The following is a 14,586-nucleotide window of genomic DNA, read 5'->3' as shown; positions in this document are numbered from 1 at the left end:
CCTATGCTTTTTTAGCGGTAGATTTCTTTGAAGTAGTCTTCTTTGTAGAAGTTTTCTTTGCGGTAGATTTTTTCGCAGTAGACTTCTTTTCAGAAGATTTTGCAGTGCTCTTAGTCGCGCGCTTTTTGCGTTTTACGGGACCTGCGGCACGCTTTTGCGCCAAAAGTGCAAACGCATCCTGCGGATCAATCGATTCAGGCGTATACTGCTTTGGCAAAGTGCGATTCGTTTCACCATCAGTAATATAAGCTCCGTAGAAACCATCCTTAATCACTACTGGCTTTCCAGTTTCAGGATCTGCGCCAAGCTCACGAAGAGGCGGCTTGGCGGCACCACGAGTACGCTTAACGTACTTTGGTTGCGCAAATAAATCTTTCGCTTCTTGCAAAGTAACAGTAAAAATAGCATCTTCACTAGAAAGGGATCGCGTATCCGGCTTAGATTCCACAGTTTCTCCAGCAGAAGTATCTACAGCAGAATATGTTTTAGTTAAATATGGACCGTAACGACCATTATTTGCTTCGATACGAGCTAGTTTTACAACGCCTTCGGCATCAACTTCTTCATACTCACCAACCAAACGTGGCAAATTCAAGAGTTGCAACGCTTCTTGCAAAGTCAAAGTCGCTGGATCCATGGTTTTAAACAAAGAAGCCATTTTTGGACGAGCTTTAGAAGCCTTAGAAGACTTAGAATCTTCCGCGTTATCCTGCTCTTCTACCAGTGCCACGTACGGACCAAAACGACCATTGCGCACTTCTACGTTCCCACCCGTTTCTGGATCTACTCCAAGCACACGTGGACCTTCAGCATTATTCTCAAGCAATTCTCGAGCAGCATCAACAGTTAACTCATCTGGAGCTAAAGTTTCTGGCAAAGAAGCATGACGAGGGTTGCCTTCAGCATCAAGATTCTTAATGTCTTCCAAGTACGGACCATAGCGTCCAATACGCACATGCAAACCATCGCCAATGTCTATGGTATTTATTTCACGCGCATCAATTTCACCAAGCTCTGCAACCTGCTGTTGCAAACCAATATGAGCTTCATCAGCAGAATTAGCAGCACCCTCACCGGAACCGAAATAGAATCTAGTTAGCCAATCGCGACCGGTTTCTTCACCGTGCGCAATTCTGTCCAAACCATTTTCCATATCAGCAGTAAACGCGTAATCAACATACTTTGGGAAATTCGCTTCCAAAAGTTTAATTACAGCAAAAGCAAGCCAAGAAGGAATTAACGCACGTCCACGCTCATACACGTATCCGCGATCAATAATTGTAGAAATAATCGTTGCGTAAGTAGAAGGGCGTCCTATTTCCTTAGCTTCCAAAGTTTTAACTAAAGAAGCTTCAGTATATCTTGCAGGAGACTGAGTTTCGTGAGAATCCGCACTAACACTTTTAGCTTCAAGAACATCCCCAGCTTGCATTTGAGGAAGTGCCTTATCGCTTTCACCTTCAGTTGCATGAGCATTGCCAAAAACCTTCATAAAACCAGCAAAAGTAATTACTGTTCCAGAAGCTTGGAACAAAGCTTCTCCATATTCTCCAGCAGAAGCATTTAACTTAACAGTTGCTGTAAAACCTGTAGCATCAGCCATTTGTGACGCAAGGGTTCGTTGCCAAATAAGCGTATACAATTTTAGCTGATCCGCAGGTAATTTATCTGCAAGCTCGTCCGGGCTTAAGAAACGCGCTCCAGCAGGGCGAATACATTCATGAGCTTCCTGCGCTCCTGCAGACGTAGTTGCGTACTGCTTAGGAGATTGCGAAACATATTCGTCGCCAAATGCTGCACGAGCAGCACTACGCGCAGCTTCGATAGCTTCTTTGGAAAGCGTTACGGAATCCGTACGCATGTAAGTGATATAGCCGTTTTCGTATAGAGATTGTGCAGCTCGCATAGTTTGGCGAGAGCTCATTGAAAGTCGGTTTCCAGCAGTTTGCTGCAAAGTTGATGTAGTAAAAGGTGGCAAAGGACGACGACGATACGGCTTCGTTTCCATAGAGTCAACTACAAAATCTGAATTCTCAAGAGCTTTAGAAAGCTTAGATGCAAAATCAGCATCAACATGCAAAGCTTTTTGTGATTCATCTTTTGTAGAGACCAACTCACCTTTTGAATTGAAATCTTTAGAACCAGCCAAACGACGACCAGAAAGCTCGCTCATGCGCGCTTCAAAATCAACATTTTCGCCATCTGAGCCTTTAGAACTTAAAACCGCGCTAATATCCCAGTAAGACGCCTTAGTAAACGCCATACGCTCGCGTTCGCGCTCGACAATCAACCTAGTAGCAACAGACTGCACGCGTCCAGCAGAAAGACCAGGACCAACTTTCCTCCACAAAACAGGAGAAAGCTCATATCCATACAAACGGTCTAACACACGACGAGTTTCTTGCGCATCAACCATATTGTCGTCAACATTTCGAGTATTACTAAGCGAGGCTTGAATTGCATCCTTAGTAATCTCATGAAACACCATACGCTTTACTGGCACAGTTGGCTTCAACGCTTCTACCAAGTGCCACGCAATAGCTTCACCTTCGCGATCCTCATCAGTTGCCAGATATAATTCGTCAGCTTTTGCGAGCGCAGACTTTAAATCGGAAACAGTTTTCTTTTTATCTGAGCCAACTACGTAATATGGCGCAAAACCATGATCGACATCTACACCAAACTTGCCAAACGCTGCTTTGCGTGAGGCTGGAACTTGGCTTGGCTGAGCGAGATCGCGAATATGCCCAACTGAAGCCATGACGGTGTAGCCATTTCCTAAATACCCGCCAATTTTTCGCGCTTTCGTGGGAGACTCCACAATGACTAGCTTATTCTGTGCTGCCATATTCGCTCCTTTCCTAACACAATCGAACATATAATTCCGAACTATATGTTTCACGCTAACTGTATCGCAACTTAAGTTATACGTCTATTACATTCCACCTCGGTGGATAAAAGCAGATAGAGTAGACAATATTACTTAGAAGCAGATGGCGGCGTCGGCGGAGCGCCTACTAATCCAAGCCTACTCAACGGCGAAGCTGTAGAGTGACGCATTACCATAATTACGCCAAAAACAAGCAAAGACACGCCTATAATCAGCCAATAAGTTGCTACATAAGATACGCTTGCAGCCCATTGAGCAAAAATATCAACACCAGGAAGAATTTGCCATATTAAATAAAGTGCATACAAACACGCCAACACACCAATCGTAATCATAGAGCTTCCTACAATTTGAACGCTAATTGAGGAACGTCGATAAGCTGGCATATCCATTCCACTACTGCGAGTGCATGCGAGCATAATAAGCGTTACAGCACCAACGATAAGTAATGACATAAGAACGTCAGAAACTCTATGCCAATGCGCTGCAACCAACGAAAGTTCCACAAGAACGCTTATAAAAGCTGCAGCTACCGCTGCCCATGCGCGCCAAACACGCGAAACTGCGCAAATAAGCAACGCACATGATGCAGTAATAAGTAAGGTATGACCTGAAGGTGCTGAATTTGCAGACAAATATTCAATACTTATAAGCATTGGGCGCGGAAGAATTTTTTTCAATGGTTCAGCAGCAGCCGAAAGAATAATAATTCCAGCACATTGACCAAGAAGCCACCAACGTTTACGAATACAAACTACTATGAGTGAAACAAGAGCAATTATTATGCTAGTAACTATAACAACCATAGAAACGCTTATAGGTCGCAAGCAAAATGCAAGCCAAGATGGCGTACCATGAGAACCAAATCCATCAATTACCATTTCTTCATAGCTTTGACCAAGTACTGTTTGCACACTAATAAACCATATGAACGCAGCAGAAGCCAAGAAAACAATTGCAATAGCAACACACCACAATATGGTAGATATTCTAGGACGCTTTATAAGCTGACCAAGCTGATCAATATCATCTGCATCTGATAGAGAATCTTTAGAAGATAACTGATTAGTCGAATACGACAAATCGGACGAGCCAGACAAATCAGACAAATCAGACAAATCAGACAAATCAGATTGACGCTTAGTTTGTTTCACAAACTGTTTTACAGACTGTTTAGAAGATTTTTCTTCATTATTTTCTGGAAATAAAGGCGATATTTTTTCGTCATTATCTTCAGATGAGATTGGAGAAAATGGCGTAATAGTATTAATCGAATCCAAAGGATGCGAATAGTCACCACCTTCACTGTTGCGATTAACATCTTGCGAAGTTCCACCTACCGGCAGCGCATCATTTTTCTCAGCAGAATCATCATGCTGATTGTCAATGCTATTGGATTGAATTCCTGCAAATTCTTCACTCATACTTTAGACTTTACGACAGTATTTACGACCGCGCTAGTTTTACGCATAATAAAACCTCCGCGCACCCACCAGAGGCCACTTACCCTTGCTGCATTTCTGCCCTGGGGGGATTGGGTGACTTAGTGCCACACGGAGGCTCTATCTATATTACACGATTTTCGCTACATGTCGAGTAGTAATAAATTATGCGCGCCACACGCTCTTGCCGTGCTCTTTTGCAAATTCAGTATCTTCATCAAGCTGAGACTCGTTAGCTTCAACATCACCAGCAATATAGCGTTCAACTAATTGACGAGCTTCACTATCTTCATGCTGAACTGCAGGAGACTTCATAAAATATGAACTTGGAGCCAAAACCGGACCAGAAAGCTTGCGATCCAAAGCAATTTTTGCGGCTCGAACAGCATCGATAACAATTCCGGCAGAATTTGGAGAATCCCAAACCTCAAGCTTGTACTCCAAATTCAAAGGAACATCACCAAAAGTAGTACCTTCCAAACGCACGAAAGCAAACTTGCGATCATCCAACCAAGCTACGTAGTCAGAAGGCCCAATATGAACATTATGCTCATCCATTTCATGAGGCACGATTGAAGTTACTGCACGAGTCTTAGAAATCTTTTTAGACTCAAGTCTTGAACGCTGAAGCATGTTCATAAAGTCCATGTTTCCACCAACATTCAGCTGATACGTGCGATCCAAACGCACACCGCGATCCTCAAAAAGTCGAGCCATAACGCGGTGAGTAATAGTTGCACCTACCTGACTTTTAATGTCATCGCCAATAATAGGAACTCCAGCATCACGGAATTTTTGCGCCCACTCAGGATCAGAAGCAATGAAGACTGGCAGGCAGTTTACAAATGCGCATCCAGCTTCCATTGCAGCAGTTGCATAAGCTTTATCGGCTTGCTCAGATCCGACTGGCAAATAAGAAACAAGCACATCAACATGCTTATCTCGCAAAACTTGAGCTACGTCAACAGGCTCAGCCTCGGACTCGTCAATCATCTCGCGATAATAATCACCTAAGCCGTCATAAGTTGGACCACGCAATACTTCTACACCCAAATTTGGTACATCAGCAAAACGAATTGTGTTATTTTGTGAAGCGCCAATTGCTTCACTTAAATCATGCCCAACCTTTAGAGAATCAACATCAAACGCCGTAACAAACTCAATATCGCGCACACGATACTGACCAAATACAGCGTGCATCAACCCTGGAATTTTCTCACCGTCATCAGCGTTTTTGTAATATTCAACGCCCTGAACCAGCGACGAAGCACAATTGCCGACACCGGCAATGGCAACGCGGATGCTCATATAGACTCCTTGCCCTGCAAAATAAGCGACATTACATTATGCCGCACCATACACATTTCATAATACTATTGCTTTAACAAATATGTACTAATATTCAATATTTTTAATCTTTTCTAAACAAAAACATGCTGTTTTGTAGAAAAATTCAACACCGGACGCTACGGTGGAATGTATGGTTGCACGTAAAGATGGAAGACGAGCGTCTACTTCGCATGAGAAAGCTACTCGAAGCGTATCGTCACAATCACAAAAAAATACGAATATGCCTTCATCTGTCCCACCACGCGGACAAGAATCATATCGTCCAAATTCGTATTCTTTTGAATCAAACAAAAGCAGCCGTAATTCAAGATTCGAACGTTCTCGCGCAGCAACACGCAGAAGGCGTCGTAGAACTTGGCGAGGCAGACATCCTATTATTTTTTGGGCGCTTATCGTTATTTTTGTGCCAATTTTGCTAGGCACAATTGTTTTTGCTTATCTGTATGCAACTACAGACATACCGGCACCAGACAAAGTTGCTATGGCAGATAAGACGAAAGTGTATTATTCAGATGGCAAAACTGAATTAGGTTCGTTCGCTGAGCAAAATCGCGAAATTATCAATTGTTCAGTACTACCTAAATATGTTGGTAAAGCAATAGTTGCTTCAGAAAATCGTTCCTTCTACCACGATGGCGGAATAGATTTTAAAGGAATTGGACGCGCACTACTTCATAACATCACAAAGCACGGGCGTTGGGGCGGCTCAACTATTACGCAACAATATGCGGAAAGATATTATCTCGGTGAAACAAAAACTTATTTTGGAAAACTAAAAGAAGCTATTTTAGCTTTGAAAATTGCGCAAACTCAAGATAAAGATACAGTACTTTGCAATTATATGAATACTATTTACTTGGGTAGAGGAGCATACGGAATTCAAGCTGCAGCCAAAGCATATTTCGGCATAGAAGCAAAAGATTTGTCACTTTCGCAAGCTGCACTTTTAGCAGGTATTATTCCAGCACCAAGTAGCTGGGATCCTGCAATTGGTCCAAAAGAAGCAGGCATTCGTTTTAAGCGCGTGTTACGCATTATGAAAGAAGATGGCTACATTACAGCCTCTCAGGCAGCGCAAGCAAAAATGCCTAAAACTATTACTCAGACGACTCAAAACATTTACGCAGGTCAACAAGGTTACTTATTGCATATGGTTCGCGATGAGTTAACTAGGAATGGTGCTTTTACACAGGAAGATCTCGACAGTGGTGGATATCGCATTATTACTACTATCGATAAAGCTAAGCAAGATTTAATGTTCAAAGTTGCAAGTCCTTCTCAAGATGGACGAGGAATTGTGCCAGAAGGACTGCAAGTTGGCGGAATTTCAATAAATGCAAAAGATGGTTCAATCATTTCCGTTTACGCAGGAGACGATTATCTAAAGAAACAGCTTAATAACGCCACACAAGCGCTTTATGAGCCAGGCTCTACTATGAAGCCTTTTGCGCTTATGGGAGCAATTCAGGCTGGCACTAGCTTGGATACGATGTTCAATGGCAATTCTCCACGCAAGTTTGATGGAATCGATAAACCTGTTGGAAACTTTGCAAACATGAGCTATGGCACCATTAACTTATACAATGCAACTGCAAATTCTGTGAACACAGTGTATATGGATTTGCAAAGTAAACTTGGCGCTAAAAAAGTTGCTCATACCGCAGTTATGGCAGGCTTAAATCCTGAACGAGTCAATGGTGAGAATCCGTTTACTGTGCTCGGAAACGATTCTGTACATGTAAGCGAAATTGCGCGCGCATATGCAACATTTGCAAACCAAGGAAGACGCCCAGATTTGCATATTGTTGCCAGCGTAAAAAATCCCGACGGTAAAGAGTTCTACCGTGCACCAACAGCTGGAAAGCAAGTATTCTCACCAGCCGATGCCGCTTTAGCTACAAAAGCAATGATTGGCGTAGTGCAACATGGTACAGCAACTGAAGCTCGCGCTGTAGGTAGAGAAATTGCAGGAAAGTCTGGAACAGCAAACGATGAAACTGCTGGTAGCTTTGTAGGATTTACGCCAAATATTGTTACCGCATTTGCCATATGGAATCCAGACGCAAAAGGTAGCCCACAAGTAATTAAACCGTTCCACGGATATCTTGGCGGAAGCGACTACCCTGTACACTTGTTTACAAGATACATGCGTCAAGCGGTAATAGGAACCCCGAATACTAAATTCCCTGAAGCAAAAGACACAGGCAAAATTGGCGGACCTGATGGAAAATGGGGATTAGGCGAACAACACACATTCACGCACGCAAAAACTGAGAATGAAGATAAGGATAAAAACAAGGACAAAGATAAAGACAAGGACAACGACAACGATTTAGACCTTGATAGCCAGCTGTATGGTCGTGACGATTCATCATCGGGCGGCGTTGGCAGTTACGATAATAATTCTGGCGGTCATGGTTATGACAATAACTATGACACAACTGGAGGAAACTAGTAAATCAACTGTAGCTAATTTACAAACAGATATGCGAATAGCTATCTAAATAAATAACTAAATAGTTTATTAATTAGTTTTGCTTGTTTGTTAATTAGTTTCGACTCAAAACAATGTTCTCAAGCATTTTAGCAGTCACATTTTCATAACCGTTAAGTTCTGCGTGATGCTTGCTTTCAGATATGTTTGCGCGCGAAAAACCTGTTTGTGCAATTACAGTTGCTCCGGAATTAATTGCGGCAGTAAGACCAGATAGAGAATCTTCTATGGCAATGCAATTAGCCATCTGCTTTGCAACTTCCTCGTCCGTACCCTCAATGCCAACCATTTTTCCTGCAGCAAGATATGGCTCAGCACTAGGCTTCGGTTTAAATCCATCATCTCCACACACATACCCAGCGAAAGCGCCTTCTGGAGCGTGATTCACAATATTTTCAACCAAACAACGCGGCGAATTACTCACCAAAATTGAAGGAATGCCAGCATCCGTAAGGCTTTTAAGTACGTCTAAAACTCCTGGAACCCATGGCACGGATTCAGCTTCACGAGCAGCAACGTAATCAACCATACCTTTGCCGATTTCTTCTACAGTAAGTTTTGTACCGCTTGGAATCATTTTATTGGCAACAGTTTCAAGGGATCCGCCGGAACATTCCCAAGCTAAATCTTCATCCCAGTAACCACCGTATTTTTTTACTAAATAAAATTCCGACTCATGCCAATACGGCTCGGAATCTATAAGAGTGCCATCCATGTCCCAAAAAACTGCACGCAACACATGTTTTTCTTCACTAGAGTTAAGAGTACTTACACACACATTCGTCGTCTGTTCAGCCATTCACAATCCTTTATATTGCATATATTTGCTTTAGCTTTTGTAGCGCATTATTTCGCACTAATTTTGTATTACTTTTCGCACTATTAATTCTTCTCGCTAATTTCTCACTTAAGCACAATAAGTAGCCATGCCTACGTTACTATATGCTCCACGCTCTCCACAACACCACAGATTTTTCATCCAAAGACTTTCGATTTTTATAATTACTGTTATAGCTTTCTGAAGAATACGACGAAGGTAACGCTCGTCTCTCTGCAAGAATATCCCGCCTCCAGCGACGCGCATTGCGAGAACGCTGCATTTCCACAATGTCACCATCTGCATTTGCAGCAAAAATATTGCGCTCTGAAGACTCTGCAGAATCAAGCAAATGCCTTACTTGTCTTTTCAGCTGTCGATTTTCTTCTTGCAAATCAAGTATTTGCATGATGCCAGCAAGATTAATGCCTTCATTTTGGCTTAAATGCTGAGTTTGCACAATCCTGTCTATATCTCGCAAAGAATAACGGCGAGCGCCACCTTCAGTTCTATGCGGCATTATTAAATGAAGCCGATCATACTGTCGTAAAGTTTGCGGGTGCGTATTGGTTAGGCGTGCCACATGGCTTACGGTAAATATTGGCAAATCAAGAACGAATCCTACTTCATCTGCCCCGTCAAGCGTTGCAGTACCACGCACTAAAGCAACTGCACACATTTCATACAGTGCTTTAGTTTCACGCGTTATTGGTGTCATAGCACGCCTTCCTTTGCCTTTTTTAGTATGTTTAAAGCACTGTTACAAGCAATTCAACAGTGTTTAACCTACTAAATTATCGTTAACTTAGTTTTGTCTTAATTTTTTAATTTCTTCAGCATAAGTTTCGCCAGCAGTTTTATCAAATTCTTTTGCAACGCGTCTAAGAGACATGCTCGAACGCTTTGGCAAACGAATCTGCACAACGCCAACAAAATCGCCATTTTTCCCCGGCACTCCAGCACCTTCTATACGAACTTCATCGCCGCTTGAAACACAAGCTGGAACTTTGAAAGTAACAGGGTTGCCGTCTAGGTCGTTTATACTAACTTTTGCACCATGCACTGCTTCACTTAACGTTAGCGGCAATGTAGAAATCAAATCGTCGCCTCGCAAAGTAAATTTATCTGATGCTTCTACTTGAACATGCAAGTACAAGTCACCTGCAGCACCACCGAACTTGCCTGGCTTGCCTTTTCCTTTCAAACGAATTTTCTGTCCGGTTTTTACACCAGCTGGAATATGCGTTTTAAAAGTTTCACCAGCCGCACGCAACGATACTGTAGCGCCTTTAAAAGCTTGCTTAAATGTGAGCTTTATATCGGTTGTTATATCTTCGCCAACTTCAGGCACATCAGCTTCCTGCGGTTGAGAATACCTCTCACCACCAAAGCCACTCATACCTTGGAATCCTGCTGAATTTTGAGAGCGCTGACCTCCACCAAACATGGAGAAAATGTCGCTCATATTTGGTCCAGCACCGTTGGATGTAAAGCGAATGCGCGAACCGTTTCCACCCATGCCACCCATGCTGCCCATGCCATAGCCGCCGTTGAACATAGAGAAAATGTCCGAGAAGCTCGACGCATCGAAACCACCAGCACCACCTGCTCCTCCAGCGAAACGAGCACCACCAGCACCAAATTGGCGGATAGCATCATAACGTTGACGAGTTTGACTATCTTTTAGTACGTCATAAGCTTCAGAAACATCCTTAAATTTTTCTTCAGCTTCTTTTGTTTTGTTTAAATCAGGGTGATATTTACGAGCAAGTTTGCGATACGCTTTGGTAATCGTTGCCTCATCTGCGTCTTTGGAGACACCGAGAACCTTATAAAAATCCTTAGCTAACCATTCATTTTCAGCCATTTGTGCCTCCTTTCTTCACAAGCACATTGGCTATTTCGCTTTTGACCAAATATAGTCTGCTCGTGCCAACTCTTATGAGTCAGCACGAGCAAGTTATGCAATAAAGTCACGACTAAGAGTTTCGTTAGTCATTACTTGGCGAAGAGACGACCACACGAGCGGCGCGAATAACGCGATCTCCTATTCGATATCCTGCTTCAACTACAGCATCAACAGTTTCTTTTGTAGCGTCTGGATCTGGCCTGTGCAAAATTGCATCATGCTTGGTCGGGTCAAAATCTTCGCCCTTCTCACCAAACTTTTCCACACCAAACTTTTCAAAAGCTTTATCTATCTTAGTTGCAACAGCCTTGAATGAATCATCCATTTCGCTATGCTCGCGAATGCGGTCAATGTCATCCAATGCCGGAAGCAATGCTGTCAGCACGTCAATAATTCCATGCTGTCTGAAACGATCCTGCTCTTTGGCAGAACGATTTCTGAAGTTTATAAACTCAGCACGCTCTCGCTGTAACGCTTCCAAGTACTCTGCAGCTTCTTTCTTAGCTTTACCTAAGGGAGTTAAACTGCCGCTATCCGCGTCTTGGCTGTCTTTCGATTCTGAGGATTCAGTGGAATTCGCTGTATCCTCAGAATTTGCGGAATCCGCAGAAACGTTAGCATCAGCTTGTGCATCAGCTTTCGTTTCTGCAGGATTTGCATCTTCAGCAGCTTTCGATGAAGATTGCGCAGACGATTTCGCAGAATCACCTGTAGCTTTTACATCCAGCGAGTCAGCATCTTCCATATCTTGCAAATATTCGTTGGCGTTAAAGTCGGACATTACTTGTTGTCCTTATCGCCCTTGTCGTCGTCCACCACTTCGGCGTCAACTACATCATCATCCTTAGCTGCAGAGCCAGCCTGAGCGCCAGCAGCAGACTGAGTACCAGCCTCGGCGCCAGCAGCACCTTGAGCACCAGCGGCACCTTGCTGAGCGTAAAGCTGCTGACCAATCTTCTGAGCAGAAGTCATTAATTCGCTTTGAGCAGACTTAATCTTCTCAACGTCGTCACCCTTCAAAGCTTCCTTCAAAGCATTAACCTTTTCGGTAACTTCCTTGGAGATTTCGTCGGAAAGCTTGTCTTTATTGTCGTTCACAAGCTTTTCAGTCTGGTAAGCAAAGGCTTCTGCTTGGTTGCGAACTTCAGCTTCTTCCTTACGCTTCTTATCTTCAGCTTCGTGAGCTTCAGCTTCCTTCACCATGCGGTCAATTTCGTCCTTTGGCAAACCGGAACCACCAGTAATAGTCATAGACTGTTCCTTACCAGTGCCCTTATCCTTAGCGGAAACATGCACAATGCCGTTAGCGTCAATATCGAAAGTGACTTCAATCTGAGGAACGCCACGAGGAGCTGGAGCAATACCAGTCAACTCAAAAGTGCCAAGAGGCTTGTTATCGCGAGCAAACTCACGCTCACCCTGGTAAACCTGAATCAACACGGATGGCTGATTGTCTTCAGCAGTGGAGAATACTTCCGAGCGCTTCGTCGGAATTGCAGTGTTGCGGTCAATAAGCTTTGTCATAATTCCACCCTTGGTTTCAATACCCAAGGAAAGTGGAGTTACATCAATAAGCAGAACGTCTTTGCGGTCTCCCTTAATAACGCCCGACTGCACGGCTGCACCAACGGCCACGACTTCATCTGGGTTCACGGACTGGTTAGCTTCCTTACCGCCAGTAAGTTCCTTCACCAAATCCTTCACAGCTGGCATACGAGTAGAGCCACCAACAAGAACCACGTGATCGATCTGGCTTACTGAAATTCCAGCGTCAGAAAGAACGTTGTTAAATGGCGTACGGCAGCGGCCAAGCAAGTCGGAAGTCATTTCCTCAAAGTGAGCACGAGTCAAAGTCTCATCCAAATGCACTGGAGTGCCGTCAGGAGTCATTGCCAAGTACTGCATAGAAATTGAGGTGGAAGTAGAAGAGCTAAGTTCCTTCTTTGCCTGCTCAGCAGCTTCCTTCAAGCGCTGCAAAGCAATCTTATCCTTGCTCAAATCAACACCATACTTGTTCTTAACTTCGCCAACAAGCCAGTCGATAATCTTCTGATCCCAGTCGTCGCCACCCAAGTGGTTATCGCCATTAGTTGCTTGCACCTGAATTGTGGAGAATCCGTCATCATCCTTACCAATTTCAAGCAAGGACACATCGAAAGTACCGCCACCCAAGTCGAATACCAAAATGCGCTCGTCTTCCTTGCCCTTTTCGAGGCCGTAAGCCAAAGCTGCAGCAGTTGGTTCGTTAATAATACGAAGCACGTTCAAGCCTGCAATCTTACCTGCATCCTTAGTTGCCTGACGCTGAGCATCGTTGAAGTAAGCTGGGCATGTAATAACGGCATCGGTTACCGGCTCGCCCAAGTAAGCTTCAGCATCGCGCTTCAACTTCATTAAAACCTGTGCAGAAATCTCTTGTGGAGTCCACTTCTTGCCGTCGATATCAACAGTCCAATCAGTGCCCATATGACGCTTTACTGAGCTAATCGTGCGATCAACGTTTGTTACAGCCTGACGCTTAGCAACTTCACCAACCAAGATTTCGCCGGATTTGCTGAATGCCACAACAGATGGCGTGGTACGTGCGCCTTCAGCGTTCACAATAACGGTTGGGCTGCCACCTTCAAGAGTAGCGATGCAAGAGTTGGTTGTTCCCAAATCAATACCTACTGCGCGTCCCATAATTTCTCCTTAACTAGGTATTGCACCTTTTGTGCAATTACGCTTTCCTTCAAGTTTTGCAGTTACGTGAGCTGAGCTTTATTTAGATTCCTTATTGGAAACTAGGTAAATCACCAGCTTTTTTACTTTCCAAAACTTGAGCCTACTACACTCAACTTGTAAAAGTCAACTTTTATTCCCAAAAATTACAAAAAACTTTATACAACTAGACTCAAGTTTTGCAATTTAAGCAAAATTAAGGGGAAATTCTGCAAAATTCAGTAGCATTCACGCGCTGAACTTAAAACGACGCAAAGAATTATCCAGAGCATTGTAGCGCGCCAAAACACCAATAAGCGGCGTGCCAATACCGGTTATGAGTTTGATTGCTTCAGTTGCCATCATTGCGCCAACAATAGCTGCAGTCGCGCCCAATACTGCCGATTTTGGCACTTTTTCTTTAGGCGGAGGACAAGGGTACAAGTCGCGCAATCCTGGTCCCTCCCCAGGCATAAAAACGCTTACTTGACCTTCATAATAAAGCACCGATCCGTAAACTTCTGGCGTACCAGCACTCCAAGCAGCATCCGCAATCAAAAAGCGAGTAGCAAAATTATCGCAACCATCAATTATTAAGTCGTGACTTTCTACAAGTTGCTTTGCGTTGTCTTCATTAAATCTATCTACAAGGTTGATTTTTAAACCCGGAGATAACGCTTGCAGACGCTTAGCCGCAAGTTGCGCTTTAGATTTGCCACACTGATCGACAGTATATAAAGTCTGCCTTTGCAAATTAGAAAGCTCAACAACATCGTCATCACAAATCGTAATTTCGCCAACTCCTGCTGCAGCAAGCGAAAGCAAGCATGGCGAACCAAGTCCACCTGCTCCGACCATGCAGATTTTCGCATCGCGAAGTAACTGCTGATGTTCATGCGTAAAGCCCGGCAGGAGCAAGTGGCGGCTAGTGCGTTCCACCTCAAGCTCCTGCAGGTTGTCGTAAATTTTATTAATCGTCATGTT

10 protein-coding genes and 1 other RNA gene are annotated in these 14,586 nt (G+C 43.7%); 1 reads left to right on the top strand and 10 read right to left on the bottom strand.

What is annotated here, in order from left to right; translation table 11 throughout:
- Position 1 precedes the first annotated feature (1 nt).
- The 4 genes from topA to D0T18_RS06240 form a co-directional block, all read right to left on the bottom strand.
- On the bottom strand, positions 2–2,848 hold the full coding sequence (gene topA, locus D0T18_RS06255; RefSeq protein ID WP_116432079.1) for a type I DNA topoisomerase: 2,847 nt from the start codon (positions 2,846–2,848) through the stop codon (positions 2–4).
- 131 nt (positions 2,849–2,979) lie between these two features.
- Entirely contained in the window at positions 2,980–4,314 is a 1,335-nt protein-coding gene (locus D0T18_RS06250) for a phosphatase PAP2 family protein (RefSeq protein ID WP_004108062.1), read from the bottom strand.
- 45 nt (positions 4,315–4,359) lie between these two features.
- An RNA gene (gene ffs / locus D0T18_RS06245) (signal recognition particle sRNA small type) lies at positions 4,360–4,456 on the bottom strand.
- A 41-nt stretch (positions 4,457–4,497) separates the two neighbouring features.
- Complete coding sequence (locus D0T18_RS06240) at positions 4,498–5,640, bottom strand: inositol-3-phosphate synthase (RefSeq protein WP_033888408.1); 1,143 nt, start codon at positions 5,638–5,640, stop codon at positions 4,498–4,500.
- Between the two features lie 172 nt (positions 5,641–5,812).
- On the opposite strand from D0T18_RS06240, the gene D0T18_RS06235 reads away from it, so the two are divergent.
- The gene (locus D0T18_RS06235; RefSeq protein ID WP_116440690.1) at positions 5,813–8,137 is read left to right on the top strand and encodes a transglycosylase domain-containing protein; all 2,325 of its coding nucleotides are present in this window, start codon (positions 5,813–5,815) and stop codon (positions 8,135–8,137) included.
- Between the two features lie 94 nt (positions 8,138–8,231).
- Here D0T18_RS06235 and D0T18_RS06230 read toward each other — a convergent pair whose 3' ends face one another.
- The 6 genes from D0T18_RS06230 to D0T18_RS06205 form a co-directional block, all read right to left on the bottom strand.
- Positions 8,232–8,975, bottom strand: coding sequence for an HAD family hydrolase (locus D0T18_RS06230; RefSeq protein ID WP_004108086.1), 744 nt, complete (start codon positions 8,973–8,975; stop codon positions 8,232–8,234).
- A 139-nt stretch (positions 8,976–9,114) separates the two neighbouring features.
- Positions 9,115–9,711, bottom strand: a complete 597-nt coding sequence (locus tag D0T18_RS06225) for a heat shock protein transcriptional repressor HspR (protein ID WP_004108108.1) — start codon at positions 9,709–9,711, stop codon at positions 9,115–9,117.
- Positions 9,712–9,798: 87 nt separating this feature from the next.
- Complete coding sequence (locus D0T18_RS06220) at positions 9,799–10,860, bottom strand: DnaJ C-terminal domain-containing protein (RefSeq protein WP_116440689.1); 1,062 nt, start codon at positions 10,858–10,860, stop codon at positions 9,799–9,801.
- A gap of 124 nt (positions 10,861–10,984) precedes the next feature.
- Entirely contained in the window at positions 10,985–11,683 is a 699-nt protein-coding gene (gene grpE, locus D0T18_RS06215; protein WP_004108116.1) for a nucleotide exchange factor GrpE, read from the bottom strand.
- Complete coding sequence (gene dnaK, locus D0T18_RS06210; protein ID WP_116440688.1) at positions 11,683–13,584, bottom strand: molecular chaperone DnaK; 1,902 nt, start codon at positions 13,582–13,584, stop codon at positions 11,683–11,685. The genes grpE and dnaK overlap by 1 nt, the downstream gene beginning before the upstream one ends.
- Before the next feature lie 267 nt (positions 13,585–13,851).
- Positions 13,852–14,583, bottom strand: coding sequence for a HesA/MoeB/ThiF family protein (locus D0T18_RS06205; RefSeq protein ID WP_033888410.1), 732 nt, complete (start codon positions 14,581–14,583; stop codon positions 13,852–13,854).
- Positions 14,584–14,586 lie beyond the last annotated feature (3 nt).

The organism is Gardnerella swidsinskii, assembly GCF_003397705.1.
Classification (GTDB): Bacteria; Actinomycetota; Actinomycetes; order Actinomycetales; family Bifidobacteriaceae; genus Bifidobacterium; species Bifidobacterium swidsinskii.
This window is presented reverse-complemented; position numbering and strand designations above follow the sequence as displayed.